The sequence below is a fragment of the Neisseria mucosa genome, from assembly GCA_003028315.1.
GTDB lineage: Bacteria > Pseudomonadota > Gammaproteobacteria > Burkholderiales > Neisseriaceae > Neisseria > Neisseria mucosa.
The window spans coordinates 1810240-1831309 of sequence record CP028150.1 but is presented as its reverse complement, the minus strand read 5'-3'; the positions used below and the strand labels follow the sequence as shown (position 1 = coordinate 1831309).

The following is a 21070-nucleotide window of genomic DNA, read 5'->3' as shown; positions in this document are numbered from 1 at the left end:
TCAGGTTTCAGACGACCTTTTGTCAACGTTTCTATCAGAAGCGGTAATTCACGCCCAAGGCGAACTCGCGGCCGCGTTCGTAGAAGGGAGTGCGACCGTTGCCGTCGGGGAAGCGTTGGCTGTGCGAACGGTATTGCTTGTTGCCGATGTTGTTGACGGCGAAGTTGACGTTCAGGTTGTCTTTTTTCAGCGGCTGCCAGTTGGCGTAGATGTCGTGTACGCCGTAGCCTGATTTCTTGCCGTGTATCGTGCCTTGTCCGCGGGCGACGTCGGTGTATTTCACGCTTTGGGCGTAGCGGCCACGCCAGCCGATTTCGAGTTTGGGGTTTTCAAACTGATAAGACAGGCCGGTCAGCCATTGGCGGCCGGTGTTCCAGAAGGTGAACGAGCTTTCGTGGTCTTCCGCTTGAATCGGGCTTTCGCCGTAGTACATTTCGCCGTTCAGGCGGGGTTTGACGTAGGATACGCCGGCGCGTGCGGTCAGGCCACCCCAGCGGTAGGATGCGTCAAGTTCGTAGCCGTAAGTTTTGAGCGTGCCGCCGTTGTAAATCTTGCCGCGTTCGGTAATGGAGGCGGTGTTGTTGTTGATTTTTGCCCAACGATAGACGATGAGGTCTTTGATGCGTTGGTGGAACACGCTGCCGCTGACGTTGAAGTTGTCGTTGCGCCATTTGAAGCCGAGTTCGGCACGGCGGGCGGTTTCGGCTTTGAGGTTGCTGTCCAAATCGGCGGCGGCGCCTGCGCGTTCGTTAGCCAACAGGGCTTCGTTCAGGCGGGGCGCACGGCTTGCCTGATTGAGGTTTGCCAAGAGCGAGAAGTTGTCGTTGATGTCCCAAATCGCGCCGATGCTGGGGTTGAGCTGACCGTGCGACGCGCTTTGTTTGCTGGCGGCGTTGTATTTGAAATGGTCGTAACGCAGGCCGGTGGTCAGGGTAACGGGGTGCAGGTTCCAGATGCCTTCCGCGTACACGCCGTATTCGGCTTTCTTCTCTTTGTCGCGGTCATACAGGCCGAGAATCTTCAGCCACGCGCCTTTGTCGGACGGCTCGGAGGTTTCGTGGCGGTAGTTGACGCCGTATTTCACCATGTGTCCGTCGCCGAAAGAGCTGGCGAGGTTCAGATTCGCGCCGGTCGCTTTGATTTTGCTCAACTCAAGCTGACCGATGGGAACGCCGCCTTGCGCCGTGCCGGAGGCGTGGGCTTTCGGGGAAGGCGCGCCTTTAGGCGGCTTGGTGTCGTCGGTGTTGATTTGGAAGACGTTGGCGTCGATTTTGTCGAGGAAGCCGACGTTGCGGCCGCGGTATTCCAGATTGTAGGATTGTTCTTTTTGATAAGTGCCGTCCACGCCGACGTAGCTGTCAACGTTTTGGAACTCGGCTTTGTCGGTGCGGTTGCCTTTTTGGTATTCCTGACGGTAGGTCAGGCGGATGCCGTGGTCGTCGTTGAAGTCGTAGCCGAGTTTGGCGAGGTAGCTGTGCTGTTTCAGACGACTGCCGCGGTTGACATTGCCGTTGCCGTCTTTGTAGTCGCGGTTGTTGAGGAAGTTGCCTGCAAACAGGGCATCGAAGCCGTTTTGATAGCCGTAAACCGCCGCGTTGCCGGTTGAGCCTTTATTGCTGCTCAAGCCCGCGCCGAGTTTGAAACCGAAAGGTTTGCCGTCCGTCAGCAGGTCTTTCGCGTCAACCGTCGTTACGCGGATGGTACCGCCAACCGCGCCCAAGCCCGCGCTCGCCGCGCCTGTGCCTTTTTCGACGTTGATGCTTTTCACCAAAGCGGGATCAAGCTGGAAGCGACTTTGGTGGTGGAAGATTTTGGTGGATTGGCTGGTGCCGTCCACTTCCAGATTAATCTTATCTTCGCCGACGCCGCGGATGCTGTAAAACTGCGCCACACCGTTGCCGCCGCCGACATCCATACCGATTTGGTCTTTCATGACTTGTTTCAAATCGGTCGAAGTTTCGCGGTCAAGCTGGTTGCGGGTAACGCGGGTCGGTACGGCAGTACCGGTAACGACGACTTCTTTCAGTTCGGCAGTCGCTTCGGGGCGAACGTTGTCTGCATGGGCAAAACCTGAAGACAGTGCCAGCACCATGATGCTGAAACGGAAGGCGGGGGAATGGGGGGATTTCATGTTCTTCCTCTAGATGGGTGATTAAGGGGTGTTGCGTTAAAGCAAGAGTGTATATTCTAATATTTTTTGATAATGATTTGCAAACAATATACATTACTCCGAGAATATTAATCATATTTTCAGAGGCCTACATTTATTGATGCTCTTTAACCGAATGTGGCAGAAGCCGGATTTTCGGAAGGGCTGGCGATATTTTTGCTGCGACGTCGCGTTGTTTGATGGCTGCGGCAAGGCCAGCGGGGATGGGAAACCTGTGTTTTAGGAAGAGGGGGTGTGATGCGGATATTTGGATGGAGGGATGGCGTATAGAGAAAGGTCGTCTGAAACCCTGATTTGTGGTTTCAGACGACCTTTTTTTAATCAAATCAAATTACTTCGCAGCCTTAAACGCGTCGGTAACCTGTTTGGAAGCGTTCAGCAATTCTTGCGCGCCGCCCGCCGCCAAGTAGGTTTCGGGAACGAGGTAAACCACTTGTCCTTTTTTCCATGCGGTTGTTTCGGCGACCAGCGGATTGTTCAACACGTCTTTCGCCGCCTGTCCTTCTTCGCCGATGGCAGCGCCCCTGTCAAGGACAAACAGCCAGTCGGGATTTTTCTCTTTCAGGTATTCGAAGCTGACGGGCTGACCGTGGCTGCCTTCTTTGATGGCTTCGTCAACGGCCGGAACGCCGATGTCTTTGTGCAGCCAGCCGCCCAGTCGTGAAGACGGGCCGAAGGCGGACATTTTCCCGCCGTTGACCAGAATCACCAAACCTTTGCCTTTACCTTGCGCGGCAGTTTTCGCAGCGTCGAAAGATGCGTCGATTTCCGCCTTCAGCTTGTCGGCTTCCGCCTGTTTGCCGAAGATTTGCGCCAGCGCGTCGATACGCTCTTTGGCACTTTCTTTGAGGTTGGCGGTATCGGCGGTCATTTCGATGGTCGGCGCAATGGCGTTCAACTTGTCAAACGCTTTGGCTGCGCGGCTGCCGATGATGATGAGCTGCGGCTTATAGGCGTTGAGCGCCTCGTAATCCGGCTCGAACAGCGTACCGGCAGGTTTTGTCGTTTTGAAATATTCGTCCAAATAAGGCAGCAGGTTTTTGTCGATGGACAAACCGGTTTTCACACCCAATTTGTTTAAAGTATCGAGCATACCCAAATCGTAAACGGCGATGCGTTCGGGATTTTGCGGTACTTTCGCGTCGCCGCGCGTCGTTTTGACGGTCAAACCCGCGCCTTCGGTTTGGGCTGCGGAAGCGGTTTGGGCGTTTTGGTTTGAAGCGGAATCTTTCGGCGAACACGCACCCAAAGCAAGGGCGCAGCATACGGCTAAAGCAGTTAAACGTAACATGGGATAATTTCTCCGTTGTCGGGTTCGGGGCAGATAATATGGACGGGTCGTCTGAAAATCCGCAAAGCGGATGCACGCATCAAATACCTGTTCCAATCCTGCCGTTGTCAAAAAAAGGTTTGGAAAATGCCAGATTGAGAAATCTGATAGACGGACAGGTCGTCTGAAAACCGAAGCTGATTCAGACGACCTGCCCGTATTTTACCCGCTCTTTTTAGAAGCGGTAGTTAACGCCCAAGCGTACATCACGTCCGGTACCTGGTAGGGTATTGGTCCAGCGTTGACTGTGCGGATAGTAGAACTTGTTGAACACGTTGTTAACTGAAAGATTGATATTGAGCGTGTCTTTGCCCAATGGTTTCCAGTTGGCGAAGACATCGTTCACACCGAAACCTTGGCGTACAACGTTTTCCAGTTTGCCGTCGCGACCTTTTTGACCTGCCACCAATATCGAACCCACGGCTTTTTGAACATAGCGTCCGCGCCAGCCGATTTCCAGATTCGGATTTTGGAAGCGGTAGGCAAGGGAAGCCGTCCAAGTGCGGCCGGTTTGTGCGCCAAACTCGGGGTTCGCGCTTAACAATTTATCTTTGTGTGTATCGTAAAAACGCGGTTTGCTGTGGCTTACGCCGACTTTGGCAGTCAAGCCGCCGGTGCGGTAGGACGCGCCCAATTCGTAACCGTGGTTTTTGATGTAGCCGGCATTGACGGCTTCACGGATGGCGACAGAGTCGTGGCGGTTTTGCGGATTGGCAAGCGCGTCTTTGATGGTCTGCCAGAAGTAGCTGCCGTTTGCGGCAAACGTGCCGTCGTTGTAGTTGAAACCGATTTCGGTATTGCGCGCGCGTTCGGCTTTGGTGCCGTCGGCAATCGAGATGATGCCGCGCTTGCCGTGGGTTTGCAGCGCGTCATACAGGCGCGGGCTGCGGCTGGCGTAGTTGTGGCTTGCGCTGAAGCTCCAGTGTTCGTGCGGCTGCCAAATCACGCCGAAACTCGGGTTAAGGCTGCTGCTTGAAACGGTTTTGCCGTCATGGGTTTTCACCTTGAAGCGGTCGTAACGCAGTCCGCCGGTCAGGGTAAAGCCGTTAATTTCGTGAATGGCTTCGATATACGCGCCGGTATCGGTTTTGGTCGGGTTGGACAGTTTGTAGGAATGGACAAGATCCATAACTTTCTTGTCTTTCGCTTTTTCTTCATCGGTCTTATCTATTTCTTTTTTAGGATCTTTGGGGTCTGGTTTCTTACCGGAGATCTTAAATTCGTTGTTCAAAAACGCTTGCGGCTCGATTTCCTGATGGCGGTAGTTGATACCGTATTTCAACAGGGTTTGTTCGGCAAGGCGGCTGTCGAAGTTGAAGTTCGCACCACGAGTGGCGATTCGGGTATGGTTAGGGCCGACCACATTGCCTGCGTAACCGCTGCCGCTGTCATCGGCGGAATAGCGTTCGTTTTCCAACACATAGGCGTTGGCGTTCAGTTTTTCGACAAAGCCCAGGTTTTTACCCGTGTACTCCAAGTTGGTGTTGGATTGGGTAGTTTCACGGTATGAGGGTTTCTGCCTGTCTTTTGCAGGGTCGGACTCGAAGATTGTAAACTCTTCACGCACAGTACGGATGCCCCGGTGCTGGTCTTTCATGTGGCTCAACACGATGCGGTGGTCGCCGTCGCCGAAGGTTGTTCCGATTTTGGCCAGGTAGCTGCGTTTGTCCAGTGCGCTGTAAGGTACGGTTTTGCCGCCGTTGGGACTTTTGTAGCCTTTACCTGCTTCGTACTCTTTTTCATCGTTGCGGTTGTAGGAGAACAAACCGTCGAAGTTGCCCTCTTTTCCGAATACGCTTGCGCCGTAGTTTACGCCGTCATTAGAGGCATAGCCGCTGCTGAGGCGCACGCCCCAGTTTTTATCCAAGCCTTTGAGCAGGTCTTGGGCATCGACGGTTTTGGCGATGATCGCGCCGTTGGTTGCGCCGATACCGGCAGAGGCGGAACCCGCGCCTTTTTGTACGGAAACGACTTTAACCAAAGCGGGATCGACAATAAATCTGCCTTGGTGGTAAAGGATTTGGCTGTCGGAATAGGCGTTGTCCACCTTGATGTCGACAGAGTTCTGACCCATGCCGCGCAAGGTCATGTGTTGGGATGTGCCGTTACCGCCGCCGAAATCGATGGCAGGTTCTTCTTTTAACAATTCGCGCAAATCGGTTGATGTGCTTTCGTCTTTTTGACGAAGGGTGACGATATTAGTTTTGACCTTGCTACCTTGGCGGTCGCCTTTTACGGTAACGGTATCAAGGGTAACACTTTCTTTCGCTTCGTTTTCCGCGTGGGCAAAACCGGCGGCGAGTGCCATTGAAAGCAGGCTGAAGCGGAACAGGGGTGAAGTCATGGAAATTTCCTTCTGTTGGATAAGTTTCAGTTAATCAATAAATTATTTATTAATAATAATTTTTATTTATTTTAAAGGTGGGATATTATTTTGTAAAGGTGTGCATAGTTTTGCGCCAATAATGTTTGGTTTTTTGTTGATTGAAGCATGTGAAGCCCACCGTCTGTAAAAGGTCGTCTGAAAATGCCTGCCTGCTTGATCAGCATTGAAAGTAGGGCGGGGATGGTGCGCAACTTGTCATGTCTGTTTTCAGACGACCCCGCATAGAAAATTTTTACTTCTTCCCTTGAATTTATCGGGACAAACCCTAATTTGCCGCTGTGTTAAGGTAAGTTTGTTGACAAACTTGCCGCCTTCTTTTTCAAACCGCATCTGCCGGATGAAGGCAGATGATTGTTTTCAAACTATTTATCGGAGCATAAAACATGACCATCCGTCCTTTACACGACCGCGTCGTCGTCAAACGCTTGGAAGCTGAAGAAAAAACCGCATCAGGCATCGTCTTGCCGGGCGCAGCCGCTGAAAAACCCGATATGGGCGAAGTGATCGCCGTGGGCGCAGGCAAAATCGGTAAAGACGGCAACCGCCGTCCGCTGGATGTCAAAGTCGGCGACAAAGTCATTTTCGGCAAATACAGCGGTCAAACCGTAAAAGCCGACGGCGAAGAGCTGTTGGTAATGCGCGAAGAAGACATTTTCGGGATTGTGGAATAAGCATTCCGTGCATTCAAAACGACAGGTCGTCTGAAAAGGCATACAAGGTTTTCAGACGACCTCAGACAGAATCAAATGTATTAAATAAATTAGGAGAATCAAAATATGGCAGCAAAAGACGTACAGTTCGGTAACGAAGTCCGCCAAAAAATGGTCAGCGGCGTGAACACTCTGGCAAACGCCGTCCGCGTAACTTTGGGTCCTAAAGGCCGCAACGTAGTCGTTGACCGCGCATTCGGCGGCCCGCACATCACCAAAGACGGCGTTACCGTCGCTAAAGAAATCGAACTGAAAGACAAATTCGAAAACATGGGCGCGCAAATGGTGAAAGAAGTCGCGTCCAAAACCAACGACGTAGCGGGCGACGGTACGACTACCGCCACCGTACTGGCACAAGCCATCGTAGCCGAAGGCATGAAATACGTTACCGCCGGCATGAACCCGACCGACCTGAAACGCGGTATCGACAAAGCCGTTGCCGCTTTGGTTGAAGAGCTGAAAAACATCGCCAAACCTTGCGACACTTCCAAAGAAATCGCCCAAGTCGGCTCGATTTCCGCCAACTCTGACGAACAAGTCGGCGCGATTATTGCCGAAGCGATGGAAAAAGTCGGCAAAGAAGGCGTGATTACCGTTGAAGACGGCAAATCTTTGGAAAACGAATTGGATGTCGTCGAAGGCATGCAGTTCGACCGCGGCTACCTGTCCCCTTACTTCATCAACGACGCGGAAAAACAAATCGCCGCGCTGGATAATCCGTTTGTTTTGTTGTTTGACAAAAAAATCAGCAACATCCGCGACCTGCTGCCTGTTTTGGAACAAGTGGCAAAAGCCAGCCGTCCGCTGTTGATCATCGCTGAAGACGTAGAAGGCGAAGCCTTGGCGACTTTGGTCGTGAACAACATCCGCGGCATCCTGAAAACCGTTGCCGTGAAAGCCCCGGGCTTCGGCGACCGCCGCAAAGCCATGTTGCAAGACATCGCCATTCTGACCGGCGGCACCGTGATTGCCGAAGAAGTCGGCCTGTCTTTGGAAAAAGCCACTTTGGAAGACTTGGGTCAAGCCAAACGCATCGAAATCGGTAAAGAAAACACCACCATCATCGACGGCTTCGGCGACGCTGCCCAAATCGAAGCGCGTGTTGCCGAAATCCGCCAACAAATCGAAACCGCAACCAGCGATTACGACAAAGAAAAACTGCAAGAGCGCGTTGCCAAATTGGCAGGCGGCGTGGCAGTGATTAAAGTCGGTGCCGCTACCGAAGTCGAAATGAAAGAGAAAAAAGACCGCGTGGAAGACGCGCTGCACGCTACCCGTGCAGCCGTTGAAGAAGGCGTGGTTGCAGGCGGCGGCGTAGCCCTGTTGCGCGCCCGTGCCGCTTTGGAAAACCTGCACACCGGCAATGCCGACCAAGACGCAGGCGTACAAATCGTCTTGCGTGCCGTTGAGTCTCCGCTGCGCCAAATCGTTGCCAACGCAGGCGGCGAGCCTAGCGTAGTGGTGAACAAAGTGCTGGAAGGCAAAGGCAACTACGGTTACAACGCAGGCTCCGGCGAATACGGCGATATGATTGAAATGGGCGTACTCGACCCTGCCAAAGTAACCCGTTCCGCGCTGCAACACGCCGCGTCTATCGCCGGCCTGATGCTGACGACAGACTGCATGATTGCCGAAATCCCTGAAGAAAAACCAGCTATGCCTGACATGGGCGGCATGGGTGGAATGGGCGGCATGATGTAAGGTTGCCCCAACCTGAGCGCAAACAAAAACCTGCACGGACAACCGTGCAGGTTTTTTCTTTGAAAGAAGGTCGTCTGAAAACGAGAAGGGTAGATTTTCAGACGACCCTGGCTTATCTTGCCTGCTCCATAGCAGCCGTTAACGCATTAAAATTTTGCATTAGCGTTGCTTTATCGAACCAGCCAGCCAGTGTAAACAGCTGTATCAAAATCCCTATAATCAGAACCATGCAGCAGAAGTACAAAAGATAGCCTTTGAATATCGTCCAAACTTTAACCTGTCCCATCTTCATCAAGCCGACAGCCTGCGCCCCAAACGCCCAAGTCTTCCAAAACATCAGCAGCGGCGTAATCTGCGGGACGTAAAACACAAGCAGCGCCGGAATCATCAAAGCTTCCGATGCCAAGATGAATCCCCATAAAGGCAGGCGTGGCGCGCCGTTTCTGCTCAAAACATGACGCATCACACGGCTCAAAATCAGCCACTTTATGACGGTAACCAACACGCCAAAGACAACGGTGGCAGTGCTGACGCCGAGCAAGGTCGACATATCTGCCGCATTAATCATGCCCAACAGCAGCAAAATCGCCAAAATGACAGGCAGCATATAGAAATAATCAGCAGGATTTTTATAGCGCAGACGCAGAATATCCCACATATCGGTAAGAAAAGAATAAAGCATTGAATGACGAGTGGTTCGATAAAAAATAGAAGGCTGGATTTTAGCTGAAAATATACGGTCTGATAAATACAGACGATGTGATATGAATTGTCGCCACCTGCGAATATCCGCTAGAATACGCGCTTTATGGAAGGTCGTCTGAAAAGGATTCAATATGGCAAAAGCAAAAGGCGGTTTGGGCCGCGGTTTAGATTCCCTGATTTCCAACGGCGTGGACAACAGCAGCAGCGACCGCCTGACTACCGTCGCCATCAACGACATCCAACCCGGCCGCTATCAGGCGCGGGTACAGATGGACGACGAAGCCTTGCAGGAGCTGGCGGATTCAATTAAAGCGCAAGGCGTTATCCAGCCGGTCATCGTGCGCGAACACGGCCTTTCCCAATACGAACTGATCGCCGGCGAACGCCGCTGGCGCGCATCCCAGCTCGCCGGACTGACCGAGATTCCGGTCGTCATCAAAACCATCAGCGACGAAACCGCGCTGGCAATGGGTTTGATTGAAAACCTGCAACGCGAAAACTTAAACCCGATTGAAGAAGCGCAAGGTTTGAAACGCCTCGCCGACGAGTTCGGACTGACTCATGAAACCATCGCCAAGGCGGTCGGCAAAAGCCGCAGCGCCATTTCCAACAGCCTGCGCCTGTTGAGCCTGCCCGAACCCGTCCAAGAAATGCTCTACCACCGCCATCTTGAAATGGGACACGCCCGCGCCCTGCTGACCCTGCCCGTGGTCGAGCAGCTTGAATTGGCGCAAAAAGCAGTAAAAAACGGTTGGTCGGTGCGCGAAGTCGAACGCCGCAGCCAAATCGCCCATCAAACCAAACAGGAAATCAAAAAAACCATCAGCCCCGATATACGTCGTCTGAACGACGTGTTGACCGAAAGGCTGGGCGTTAACGCGGAAGTCAAAACCACCAATCACAAAAAAGGCAAAATCGTCCTCCACTTTGATACGCCGGAAACATTTGAATATCTGCTGAAACAGTTGGGCATCGATTATCAGATGTGAATTAGGTTGTGCGGAAAATTTAAAATTAAGGCCATCTGAAAACGTCTTCTCCAGTTTTCAGATGACTTTTTTATTGAAATAGAATTACTGGATAATGGCTGTAATTTAATGTAATTTGTGATAGAATAAAAAATTACATACGTTGTTAAATGTGGCTGGTGTTATTTCACAAAGGTTAACTATCTCTTGACGTGTGCAGGCTTCTTCATTATATTCTAGCATCGCTTGACCATTTCCGTTGTACCCCCTAATTTTGCATGAATCAGATTTTAGTTTATCAAATCATTGTTTTATTAATTATTTCTGTATTAAGTGCTGTTTTTGCGGGTGTGGATGGATTTTGGTCTTCTGTCGCAGGGGGAGTTTGTTATTTAGTCCCGTCTTCTATCGCAGTTTTACTTTTAAAATTTTCCAAGCGCAACCCTTTGTATCATGGTAAAGCGTTCATTATCGGGGAAATTTTAAAAGTAGTGCTGTCACTGGTGATGATGCTTGCCGTATTCGCAGTTTGGCATCAGTCTTTGATATTCTTTCCGTTCTTGTTCGGATTGCTCGGTGTCAGCCATTTCGTTTTTTTAGTATTGTTGAGAGTGAAGCATTATGGCAGGTGACAAAATTACTGCTACTGATTACATCACGCACCACTTGCAAAGTTTGACCAGCCTTTCCGATGTCGCTAAGGGACAAGGCTTGGATAATATTGCTGATTTTTCTTTTATTAATATTGATGCAATATTTTTCTCTGTATTGTTGGGTGTAATCGGAAGTTTCCTACTTTTGCGTGGGGCTAAGAAGGCGACGGCGGGTGTGCCGGGGCGTTTTCAGGCTGCCGTCGAGATTTTGTTTGAGTTTGTGGATGATATGTGCAAAAGCATTATTCACAACGAGCAATCTCGAAAAGCCATTGCTCCGTTAGGCTTGACGCTGTTTGTATGGATTTTCCTGATGAATGCCATGGATATGCTGCCGGTCGATTTGTTCCCGTGGCTATGGCAAAACATTACCGGTAACCATCATGCATTGTTGCGTATTGTACCGACCGCAGATTTGAATACCACATTAGCGTTGGCTATCGGTGTCTTGGTGATTTGTATTTATTACAATATCAAAATCAAAGGTATCCGTGGTTGGATTCATGAGTTGTTCAGCGCTCCGTTCGGCGCCAAACTTGCTCCCGCCAACTTCCTTTTGAATCTGGTCGAATTTCTCTCTAAAACAGTTTCTCACGGTATGCGGTTGTTCGGTAACATGTATGCCGGTGAGCTGGTGTTCCTTCTGATTGCTTTGCTGGGTGGCGCTTGGGCGACATCTGGAAGCGTTGAAGTGTTGGATCCGATTCTGTTTGGTTTCCACATCCTTGCCGGATTGGCATGGGCGATTTTCCATATCTTGGTGATTACCCTGCAGGCATTTATCTTTATGGCCTTGGCGTTTGTCTATATCGGACAAGCTCATGATGCACATTAATTTATTAGGTAGTTTTTCATTAACTTTCTTTGTTTTCTCAAGGAGTAAAAAATGGGTTTGGTAGCAATTGCATGTGGTTTGATCGTAGCATTGGGTGCATTGGGTGCCTCTATCGGTATCGCAATGGTCGGTTCCAAATATTTGGAGTCTTCTGCTCGTCAACCTGAATTGATTGGTCCGCTGCAAACTAAATTGTTCCTGATTGCTGGTCTGATTGATGCCGCATTCCTGATTGGTGTGGCTATTGCACTGTTGTTCGCCTTCGTTAAACCATTTGGTGCATAATCAAACGGCGTGATCCGTCTAGGTACAGACTTCGGTCTGTTTGATTAACACTAGTACGAAGGTTAACTAACGTGAATATTAATGCAACCTTATTCGCTCAAATCATCGTCTTTTTCGGTTTGGTTTGGTTTACCATGAAATTCGTGTGGCCGCCAATCGCAAAAGCATTGGATGAGCGTGCCGCAAAAATTGCCGAAGGCTTGGCTGCTGCCGAGCGCGGTAAGAGCGATTTTGAACAGGCAGAGAAGAAAGTTGCAGAACTCTTGGCTGAAGGGCGTAACCAAGTTTCCGAAATGGTAGCAAACGCCGAAAAACGTGCCGCCAAAATCGTAGAAGAAGCGAAAGAGCAAGCTACTGTCGAGGCAGTGCGGATTACAGCACAAGCTAAAGCTGATGCCCAGCAAGAAATGAATCGTGCACGCGAAGTTTTGCGTGAACAGGTTGCTGCATTGGCGGTTAAAGGTGCAGAGTCTATTTTGCGCAGTGAAGTAGATACTTCAAAACATGCGCAGCTGCTCAGCGCTTTAAAACAGGAGCTGTAATCTTATGGCTGAGTTCGCAACGATTGCCAGACCTTATGCGAAAGCATTGTTTAATCTGGCGCAGGAAAAAAACCAAATTGAGTCTTGGTTGGGCGGACTGGAAGAATTAGCCGCGGTTGTTCAAAATCAGAAAGTGATTTCTTTTCTTGAGCAACCTGAAATCAATACTTCTGAAAAGGTAAATGTACTTGCCGAACTCGTTGAATTAAAAAGTGATGAATTGAAGAATTTCATTACTGTTCTGGCAGAGCAAAAACGTTTGCCTGTATTGCCTGAAGTCTATGCTCAATATCAAGCTTTAACCTTGTCATTCAATCATACTAAGTCCGCTGTGATTTACAGTGCTTATCCATTGACTGAAGATCAATTGGCTGAGTTGGCTGAAATATTGAAAAAACGCTTTGATAGTAAGTTGCAGATTACAACTGAAGTCGCGCCTGAATTAATTGGCGGTGTCAAAGTTGAAGTGGGTGACCAGGTCTTGGATTTGTCGGTGCGGGGTAAATTGAATGCCCTGTATGCGACTATGACAAATTAGGAGAGTTTTCATGCAGCTTAATCCTGCTGAAATTAGCGATTTGATTAAAGCTAAAATTGAAAATCTGTCTGGAAATACAGAAGTACGTACCCGTGGTACGGTTATTTCTGTAACAGACGGTATTGTTCGTATTCATGGCTTGTCAGACGCAATGCAAGGTGAGATGCTCGAATTCCCGGGTAACACTTTCGGTTTGGCGATGAACTTGGAGCGCGACTCCGTCGGCGCCGTAGTGTTGGGTGAATACGAACATATTAAAGAAGGCGACACAGTTACTTGTACCGGCCGTATTTTGGAAGTACCTGTCGGTCGTGAGTTGGTTGGTCGCGTTGTAGATGCATTGGGTCGCCCGATTGATGGCAAAGGCCCGATCAACACATCTTCCACAGCGCCAATCGAAAAAATTGCACCGGGTGTAATTGCCCGTAAATCAGTTGACCAGCCTATGCAAACCGGTCTGAAGGCCATTGACTCAATGGTTCCGATTGGTCGCGGTCAACGTGAGTTGATCATTGGTGACCGTCAAACAGGTAAAACAGCCGTAGCATTGGATGCTATTGTCAACCAAAAAGGTACGGGCGTTATCTGTATTTATGTTGCAATCGGTCAAAAAGCATCTTCTATTGCCAACGTAGTACGCAAATTGGAAGAGCATGGCGCAATGGAACACACTATTGTGGTTGCGGCGACTGCTTCTGAAGCTGCGGCTTTGCAATATATCGCACCTTATGCAGGTTGTACGATGGGCGAGTTTTTCCGCGACCGCGGTGAAGACGCATTGATTGTATATGATGACTTGTCCAAACAAGCTGTTGCTTACCGTCAAATTTCCCTGTTGCTGCGCCGTCCTCCCGGTCGTGAAGCATATCCTGGCGACGTTTTCTATCTGCACTCCCGCTTGTTGGAGCGTGCTGCCCGTGTAAATGAACACGAAGTTGAAAAACTGACCAATGGCGAAGTGAAGGGCAAAACAGGCTCTCTGACTGCATTGCCAATTATTGAAACGCAAGCCGGCGACGTCTCTGCATTCGTACCGACAAACGTGATTTCGATTACCGACGGTCAGATTTTCTTGGAAACCGACTTGTTTAACGCCGGTATCCGTCCTGCGATTAATGCCGGTATTTCGGTATCGCGCGTAGGTGGTGCTGCGCAAACCAAAGTAATTAAAAAACTGGGTGGCGGTATCCGTTTGGCACTTGCCCAATATCGTGAGTTGGCAGCCTTCTCGCAATTTGCTTCCGATTTGGATGAAGCTACACGCAAACAGCTGCAACACGGTGAAGTGGTTACTGAATTGATGAAGCAAAAACAATTCAGCACTTTGGATACAGCTGAAATGGCTTTGACCTTGTGGGCCATTAATAATGGTTCTTACGAAGATGTACCGGTATCCAAGGCATTGGCTTTCGAAGCGGAATTTTTGAGCTTTGTACGCACTCAGCATCCTGGTGTTTTAGAAGCAATCAACGCATCAGGTGCGATGTCCGATGAAAGCGAAAAAGCATTGACCGAAGCCATGAATTCTTTCAAATCTTCTTATGCTTACCAAGCCTAAGAGCTGAAATGAAAGGAGTCTGAAATGGCAGTCGGAAAAGAGATTCTCACCAAAATCCGTAGTGTTCAAAATACCCAAAAGATCACTAAAGCGATGCAGATGGTGTCAACCTCTAAAATGCGGAAGACTCAGGAACGGATGCGCTTGGCGCGTCCGTATGCCGAAAAAGTACGGACAGTTATGAGTCATTTGGCGCGAACCCATGAAGATCACGGTATTAAATTATTGGCACCTCATCGTGAAACACGTCGGGTAGGTTTCATTTTAATCACCTCTGATAAAGGTCTTTGCGGTGGTTTGAACGCGAATGTTTTGAAGAAATTCTTAGCGCAAGTCCAAGAATACCAGGAACAAGGCATTGAAGTTGATGTCGTCTGTTTAGGTAGTAAAGGTTTGGCAGCTTGTCAAAACATCGGTTTGAACGTTATTGCCAGTGCGATTAATTTGGGTGATACCCCAAGAATGGAATTGCTGCTTGGTCCATTGACTGAAATCTTCCAACGTTACGAGAAGCATGAGTTAGATAAGATACATCTGGTGTATTCATGTTTTGTGAATACCATGCGTCAAGAACCACGGTTGGAGGTTCTGCTGCCTATCGGCGAAAATGTGATAGAAGACGAGGAGAGTTATTCTTCATTCAGTTGGGAATACCGTTATGAGCCAAGTCCTGTCGCTGTGTTGGAATATCTGGTTCGCCGCTATTTAGAGTCTGTGGTTTACCAAGCATTGAGTGACAATATGGCATCTGAGCAAGCTGCGCGTATGGTGGCAATGAAAGCAGCCACCGACAATGCAGGCAATGCCATTAAAGAGTTGCGTTTGGTATATAACAAATCGCGTCAAGCTGCGATTACCACGGAATTGTCAGAAATTGTAGCAGGTGCGGCGGCAGTTTAATGTCGTCTGAAACCTGAACAGGAAATTAGGATACGATAATGAGCCAAGGCAAAATCGTACAAATTATTGGTGCGGTAGTTGACGTGGAGTTTCCGCGTGATGCCATTCCGCGTGTTTACGACGCCCTGAAATTGGATGCAAACGGCCTGACTTTGGAAGTGCAACAGCTTCTGGGTGACGGCGTAGTTCGTACTATTGCAATGGGTAGTTCGGATGGTTTGAAACGCGGCATGACTGTAAGCAATACAGGTGCGCCGATTACAGTACCGGTAGGTAAAGGTACTTTGGGACGTATTGTCGATGTATTGGGTACGCCTGTTGACGAAGCAGGTCCGATTGATACCGACAAACACCGTGCCATCCATCAGACAGCTCCGAAATTTGATGAACTGTCTGCGACTACTGAGCTGCTGGAAACCGGCATTAAAGTGATTGACTTGCTGTGTCCGTTTGCCAAAGGCGGTAAAGTAGGTCTGTTCGGTGGTGCCGGTGTAGGCAAAACCGTCAACATGATGGAATTAATTAACAACATCGCCAAAGCACATAGCGGTTTGTCCGTGTTTGCAGGTGTGGGTGAGCGTACCCGTGAAGGTAATGACTTCTACCACGAGATGAAAGATTCCAACGTATTGGACAAAGTGGCGATGGTTTACGGTCAGATGAACGAACCTCCGGGTAACCGTCTGCGTGTAGCCTTGACCGGTTTGACGATGGCCGAATACTTCCGTGATGAAAAAGACGAAAGCGGCAAAGGCCGTGACGTATTGTTCTTCGTGGACAATATCTACCGTTACACCCTGGCCGGTACCGAAGTATCCGCATTGTTGGGTCGTATGCCTTCAGCAGTAGGTTACCAACCGACATTGGCTGAAGAAATGGGTCGTTTGCAAGAGCGTATTACCTCTACCCAAACAGGCTCCATTACCTCCATTCAAGCCGTATATGTACCTGCGGATGACTTGACTGACCCGTCTCCTGCAACGACATTTGCCCACTTGGACGCCACTGTCGTATTGAGCCGTGATATCGCCTCTTTGGGTATTTACCCCGCAGTTGACCCGCTCGATTCCACTTCGCGCCAACTGGATCCGATGGTATTGGGTCAAGAACACTATGATGTAGCCCGCGGCGTACAATCTACCCTGCAAAAATACAAAGAATTGCGCGATATTATTGCCATTCTGGGTATGGACGAATTGTCAGACGAAGATAAACTGACCGTGATGCGTGCGCGTAAGATTCAACGCTTCCTGTCGCAACCGTTCCACGTTGCCGAAGTATTTACCGGCTCTCCCGGCAAATATGTATCGCTGCGTGACACCATTGCCGGCTTTAAAGCTATCTTGAGCGGTGAATACGACCATCTGCCTGAGCAAGCTTTCTACATGGTAGGCGGTATCGAAGAAGCGGTCGAGAAAGCGAAAACCTTAAACTAAGGAGGTCGGCATGAGCATCATGCGAGTTGAAGTGGTAAGTAGCGAGCAGAACATCTATTCAGGCGAAGCCAGTTTTGTAGTGGTTCCGACTGTTCAAGGTGAGCTCGGTATTTATCCGCGACACGAGCCGATTATGAGTTTGGTACGTCCCGGTGCATTGCGTTTGACCGTGCCGGGCGAAGCCGAAGAAGTGCTTGTTGCCGTTTCCGGCGGAGTGCTGGAAGTGCAGCCCAACCAACTTACTGTGTTGGCGGATGTTGCCGTACGCAGTTCCGAGATGGATCGGGAGCGCGCGGAAGCTGCCAAGAAAGCGGCGGAAACCGGTATTTCTCAAGCCAAAGACGATAAATCGCTGGCTGAAGCACACAAAGCCTTGGCCGCAGCGATTGCCCAACTCAAGACCTTGGATTATCTTCGTTCGCACAAAAACAAATAAGCAGATTTGCTTTGCAAAAAGCACGGTTGATTACCGTGCTTTTTTATGATAAATGATTTTTAGCAGGGCAGAATCTTAGGTAACGAATGGTATAGAAAAGTTTTAAATGATTCCTTTATTGCGCATAATTTTACTTTTCTGATTCGGCAATAAAGGTTGTTTACTGAATACGGTTTTTATAGGATAAAGCAAATATTTTGGTAAGATCTATCGCATTTTAAAGTTGTTTTAATGTCGTCTGAATGTATTTAAGACGACTTTTTTGTTTTTAAGGACACCTATTGCCTATTCCAATAATGAATAAAGTTTGGCTATTTAGGAGGATTGCTATTTTATTTGGAATCAAAAAACAACAAAATTTATAGATAAGAGGTTTTTATTTTGCATAAACGGTATTTTTATTGTAAAAAATGCTAATTGGGTTATAATTTTAAAATACATTATCATAAATTAATGTGTAACCTATTGCGAAAAAAAATAAATATTTCATATTGCGGATAATTTGTCATGAACTTTGATTTCATATTTGGGGATGGTGTATCAGGTATGGCGGGATATAGCCTGATACTGATTTTGGCTGCGCTTGTCAGTAAGCAAGATTCAGTAAAACGGTTTATCAGCCGTTTTGCTGTTAATGTGCGTGCTCAATGCTACTTGGATGAAAATTCATATCATGTTTTCCGTCATCTTGATATACGTATTTCAGGAACACATGAACAAATTGATTATGTTTACGTTTCACGATTCGGTATTTTTATCGTATCTACACCGAATTACCAAGGCCGTATTTGGGGGGATAACGGAGATGGGATGTGGACGCAGAAATTCCATAGAACCAAGATGCTTTTCCCTAATCCATTGGCACAGAATCAACGCTATATCCAAGCTTTAGTGCGGCAGCTTGATTTAAGCCCGCGTTTGTTTTACTCGGTTGTCGTATTTTCGGGAAATTGCCAATTCCAAACTATGATGCCGGATAATGTCATTGAATCTACAGAATTCAATGAATACATTGCACAATATAGCGAAGTCGTTTTAAATGACGACAAAGTTGCTGAAATCAAAGAAATTTTAGAGAGTAATGAATTTGATAATGTGTTTGGTCAAAATGGTTCTCGATCACACGCTTAATAAAGTATAGTGGATTAACTTTAAACCAGTACGGCGTTGCCTCGCCTTGCCGTACTATCTGTACTGTCTGCGGCTTCGTCGCCTTGTCCTGATTTAAATTTAATCCACTATAGAACAGAAAATTTGTAGGTAATACAGCAGTTTTTGAAATTATAGGTTGAACATAAAAGGTCGTCTGAAACCTGAAGCGGTTTTCAGACGACCTTTTGTTTGAGCGTATCGTTATCAGCGTTTGACGCCGCTGAGCCTTGCCCAGCCTTCGTCGATTTCGGCGGGTTCGATGTTGAACCATTGGCGGTAAATGCCGCTGAGTTCTTCGACTTGTTCGTCCAGCAGACCGGACAACACGATGCGTCCGCCTTGTTTGGTGCGGGCGGCGAGCATTTCGCCGAGCATGCGCAGGGGGTTGGCGAGGATGTTGGCAACGACGATGTCGAATTGTCCTTGCGGTAAACCGTCGGGCAGGTAGAACTGTGCATCGACGTGGTTTTGTCCGGCGTTGTCCTTGCTGGCGCGGATGGCTTGCTCGTCAATATCGACGCCGACGGCAGAACCTGCGCCGAGCTTGAGGGCGGCGATGGTCAGGATGCCGGAGCCGCAGCCGTAGTCGAGGACGCTTTCGCCGCCTTTGAGTTGTGTGTCCAGCCACTTGAGGCAGAGGCGGGTGGTCGGATGGCTGCCGGTACCGAAGGCAAGGCCGGGGTCGAGCTGAAGGTTGACGGCGTTGCTGTTGGGCGCTTCGTGCCAAGAGGGGGTAATCCACAGGCGCTCGGAAATTTGGATGGGGTCGAACTGCGCTTGGGTCAGGCGCACCCAGTCTTGGTCGGCAAGGATTTCGCTGGTGTATGCCAAGTCTTTCAACCCGCATGCTTGGCTGGCGGCTTGAATCATGGCTGCGGCATCGTCGTTTTCGCCGAACAGGGCGATGACTTTGCTTTGCTGCCAAATTTGTTCGGTCGGCATACCGGGTTCGCCGAAGATAGCTTGTTCGTTTTCGGTGCCTGCGTAGGCGTCTTCGATGGCGGCGGATAGTGCGCCGTTTTCCATCAGGGCATCGGCGAGACGTTCGGCGACGGCGTCGTTGACATTGATGGTAATTTGTTGATAGGACATGGTGGGCTTTCTCAGTGGGGTCGTCTGAAATTAGGAAATGGTAGGCAAATTAAGTGATTTGGGTCATTTGCTGTATGTTTGGGGCTGTCTGCTTCGGTTTGAATCGGTTTCTCTATTTGAATACGGATTGCGTCTTGTACGGAAACGGCAGCAGACAGGCGGATAATGATATTTTAAGCTCTATTGGTAATCGCTGATGTATGCCTAATGCTAAGGTTTCAACCTCTTTGAAAAAAGGTCGTCTGAAAGCCATATGGTTTTTCAGACGACCTTCGACTATCCAAGCGGGACGAGTTTATTTGTCCTGTTTGGCTTTGCGTTCTTCCAGCCAGTGTTCCAAATAGTGGATGCTAACGCCGCCTTTTTCAAAACCGGGGTCGCTGAACAAATCGCGGTGCAGCGGGGTATTGGTTTTGATGCCGGTCACGGCAAGCTCGGCGAGGGCGACGCGCATTTTTGCCATTGCCTGCTCGCGGGTTTTGCCGATGACGCAGACTTTACCGATCAGGCTGTCGTAGTACGGCGGGATGCGGTAGCCTTGGTAAATGTGGCTGTCCACGCGGATGCCGAAGCCGCCGGGCAGGTGGCAGCTTTCAATCAGACCCGGGCTGGGGATAAAGTTGTACGGGTCTTCGGCATTGATGCGGCACTCGAAAGCATGGCCTTCGATGTGGATGTCTTTTTGCTTGTATTGCAAAGGCAGGCCGCCGGCAATGCGGATTTGTTCCTGTACGATGTCCACGCCGGTAATCAGCTCGGTAACGGGGTGTTCGACTTGGACGCGGGTGTTCATTTCGATAAAGAAGAATTCGCCGTTTTCATACAGGAATTCAAACGTACCTGCGCCACGGTAGCCGATGCGCTTGCAGGCGTCGGTACAGGCTTTGCCGATTTTTTCGCGGGCTTTTTCGTCGATGAAGGGAGCGGGTGCTTCTTCGATGACTTTTTGGTGGCGGCGCTGCATGGAGCAATCGCGCTCGGCAAGGTAGATGGCGTTGCCGTGTTCGTCGGCAAGCACTTGAATTTCGACGTGGCGCGGGCGTTGCAGGTAGCGTTCCATATAGACCATCGGATTGCCGAACGCCGCGCCTGCTTCGGCTTTGGTCATTTCGACGGACTTGATGAGGTCTTCTTTTTTCTCGACCACGCGCATACCGCGTCCGCCGCCGCCGCCCGATGCTTTGATAATCACGGGATAACCGACTTTATCGGCGGTTTTGAGGATTTCGGCGGGATCGTCGGACAGCGCGCCGTCCGAACCGGGAACGCAGGGCACGCCCGCTTCAATCATCGCGTGTTTGGCGGAAACTTTGTCGCCCATCAGGCGGATGGTTTCGGCTTTGGGGCCGATGAAGATGAAGCCGGACTGTTCGACCTGTTCGGCAAAATTGGCGTTTTCGGCAAGGAAGCCGTAGCCCGGGTGGATGGCATCCGCGCCGGTAACTTCTGCGGCGGCGATGATGGCGGGGATATTGAGATAGCTTTGTGCGGAAGCGGCAGGGCCGATGCACACGGATTCGTCGGCAAGTTTGACGTGCAGACTGTCTTTGTCGGCTTCGGAATGCACGGCGACGGTGGCGATGCCCATTTCACGGCAGGCTCGCAGGACGCGCAGCGCGATTTCGCCTCGGTTGGCGATTAATACTTTTTTCAGCATGATGACCTTTCCTGTG

19 protein-coding genes and 2 pseudogenes are annotated in these 21070 nt (G+C 49.6%); 14 read left to right on the top strand and 7 right to left on the bottom strand.

Going from position 1 to position 21070, the window contains the following annotated elements; translation table 11 throughout:
- Positions 1 to 34: 34 nt before the first annotated feature.
- From NM96_09165 to NM96_09155, 3 genes are all read right to left on the bottom strand, one after another.
- Positions 35 to 2131: a TonB-dependent receptor gene (locus NM96_09165; protein ID AVR79482.1), complete on the bottom strand. Its 2097-nt coding sequence runs from the start codon at positions 2129 to 2131 to the stop codon at positions 35 to 37.
- Between the two features lie 370 nt (positions 2132 to 2501).
- The gene (locus tag NM96_09160; GenBank protein AVR79481.1) at positions 2502 to 3461 is read right to left on the bottom strand and encodes an iron ABC transporter substrate-binding protein; all 960 of its coding nucleotides are present in this window, start codon (positions 3459 to 3461) and stop codon (positions 2502 to 2504) included.
- A 214-nt stretch (positions 3462 to 3675) separates the two neighbouring features.
- Positions 3676 to 5844: a TonB-dependent receptor gene (locus NM96_09155; protein ID AVR79480.1), complete on the bottom strand. Its 2169-nt coding sequence runs from the start codon at positions 5842 to 5844 to the stop codon at positions 3676 to 3678.
- A 183-nt stretch (positions 5845 to 6027) separates the two neighbouring features.
- On the opposite strand from NM96_09155, the pseudogene NM96_09150 reads away from it, so the two are divergent.
- The 3 genes and pseudogenes from NM96_09150 (at position 6028) to groL (ending at position 8297) form a co-directional block, all read left to right on the top strand.
- A pseudogene (locus NM96_09150) lies at positions 6028 to 6237 on the top strand (hypothetical protein).
- Positions 6238 to 6269: 32 nt separating this feature from the next.
- The gene (locus NM96_09145; GenBank protein AVR79479.1) at positions 6270 to 6557 is read left to right on the top strand and encodes a co-chaperone GroES; all 288 of its coding nucleotides are present in this window, start codon (positions 6270 to 6272) and stop codon (positions 6555 to 6557) included.
- 105 nt (positions 6558 to 6662) lie between these two features.
- The gene (groL, locus tag NM96_09140) at positions 6663 to 8297 is read left to right on the top strand and encodes a chaperonin GroEL (GenBank protein AVR79478.1); all 1635 of its coding nucleotides are present in this window, start codon (positions 6663 to 6665) and stop codon (positions 8295 to 8297) included.
- A gap of 112 nt (positions 8298 to 8409) precedes the next feature.
- Here the strand turns inward: groL and NM96_09135 are convergent, their stop codons facing one another.
- Positions 8410 to 8979, bottom strand: a complete 570-nt coding sequence (locus NM96_09135; GenBank protein AVR79477.1) for a hypothetical protein — start codon at positions 8977 to 8979, stop codon at positions 8410 to 8412.
- A 154-nt stretch (positions 8980 to 9133) separates the two neighbouring features.
- Between NM96_09135 and NM96_09130 the strand changes: the two genes are divergently transcribed.
- The 11 genes from NM96_09130 to NM96_09080 all read left to right on the top strand — a co-directional run bounded on the left by NM96_09130 (position 9134) and on the right by NM96_09080 (position 18284).
- The gene (locus NM96_09130) at positions 9134 to 9991 is read left to right on the top strand and encodes a ParB/RepB/Spo0J family partition protein (GenBank protein AVR79476.1); all 858 of its coding nucleotides are present in this window, start codon (positions 9134 to 9136) and stop codon (positions 9989 to 9991) included.
- Positions 9992 to 10248: 257 nt separating this feature from the next.
- Positions 10249 to 10602 carry a F0F1 ATP synthase subunit I gene (locus NM96_09125; GenBank protein AVR79475.1) on the top strand — a complete coding sequence of 118 codons (354 nt, stop codon included), beginning with the start codon at positions 10249 to 10251 and terminating at the stop codon, positions 10600 to 10602.
- Positions 10592 to 11458: a F0F1 ATP synthase subunit A gene (locus NM96_09120; protein AVR79474.1), complete on the top strand. Its 867-nt coding sequence runs from the start codon at positions 10592 to 10594 to the stop codon at positions 11456 to 11458. The genes NM96_09125 and NM96_09120 overlap by 11 nt, the downstream gene beginning before the upstream one ends.
- A gap of 51 nt (positions 11459 to 11509) precedes the next feature.
- On the top strand, positions 11510 to 11743 hold the full coding sequence (locus NM96_09115; GenBank protein ID AVR79473.1) for a F0F1 ATP synthase subunit C: 234 nt from the start codon (positions 11510 to 11512) through the stop codon (positions 11741 to 11743).
- 71 nt (positions 11744 to 11814) lie between these two features.
- The gene (locus tag NM96_09110; GenBank protein ID AVR79472.1) at positions 11815 to 12285 is read left to right on the top strand and encodes a F0F1 ATP synthase subunit B; all 471 of its coding nucleotides are present in this window, start codon (positions 11815 to 11817) and stop codon (positions 12283 to 12285) included.
- 4 nt (positions 12286 to 12289) lie between these two features.
- Positions 12290 to 12823: a F0F1 ATP synthase subunit delta gene (locus NM96_09105; protein ID AVR79471.1), complete on the top strand. Its 534-nt coding sequence runs from the start codon at positions 12290 to 12292 to the stop codon at positions 12821 to 12823.
- 10 nt (positions 12824 to 12833) lie between these two features.
- The gene (locus NM96_09100) at positions 12834 to 14381 is read left to right on the top strand and encodes a F0F1 ATP synthase subunit alpha (protein ID AVR79470.1); all 1548 of its coding nucleotides are present in this window, start codon (positions 12834 to 12836) and stop codon (positions 14379 to 14381) included.
- 24 nt (positions 14382 to 14405) lie between these two features.
- Positions 14406 to 15281: a F0F1 ATP synthase subunit gamma gene (locus tag NM96_09095; GenBank protein ID AVR79469.1), complete on the top strand. Its 876-nt coding sequence runs from the start codon at positions 14406 to 14408 to the stop codon at positions 15279 to 15281.
- A gap of 38 nt (positions 15282 to 15319) precedes the next feature.
- Positions 15320 to 16717 carry a F0F1 ATP synthase subunit beta gene (gene atpD / locus NM96_09090; GenBank protein AVR79468.1) on the top strand — a complete coding sequence of 466 codons (1398 nt, stop codon included), beginning with the start codon at positions 15320 to 15322 and terminating at the stop codon, positions 16715 to 16717.
- A gap of 10 nt (positions 16718 to 16727) precedes the next feature.
- Positions 16728 to 17153: a F0F1 ATP synthase subunit epsilon gene (locus NM96_09085; GenBank protein AVR79467.1), complete on the top strand. Its 426-nt coding sequence runs from the start codon at positions 16728 to 16730 to the stop codon at positions 17151 to 17153.
- Positions 17154 to 17660: 507 nt separating this feature from the next.
- Entirely contained in the window at positions 17661 to 18284 is a 624-nt protein-coding gene (locus NM96_09080) for an NERD domain-containing protein (protein AVR79466.1), read from the top strand.
- Positions 18285 to 18291: 7 nt separating this feature from the next.
- Here NM96_09080 and NM96_09075 read toward each other — a convergent pair.
- The 3 genes and pseudogenes from NM96_09075 to accC all read right to left on the bottom strand — a co-directional run bounded on the left by NM96_09075 (position 18292) and on the right by accC (position 21054).
- Positions 18292 to 18504: pseudogene (locus NM96_09075) on the bottom strand (hypothetical protein).
- Between the two features lie 5 nt (positions 18505 to 18509).
- Positions 18510 to 19397, bottom strand: coding sequence for a 50S ribosomal protein L11 methyltransferase (locus NM96_09070; protein ID AVR79465.1), 888 nt, complete (start codon positions 19395 to 19397; stop codon positions 18510 to 18512).
- 295 nt (positions 19398 to 19692) lie between these two features.
- The gene (gene accC, locus NM96_09065; GenBank protein AVR79464.1) at positions 19693 to 21054 is read right to left on the bottom strand and encodes an acetyl-CoA carboxylase biotin carboxylase subunit; all 1362 of its coding nucleotides are present in this window, start codon (positions 21052 to 21054) and stop codon (positions 19693 to 19695) included.
- Positions 21055 to 21070: the final 16 nt, after the last annotated feature.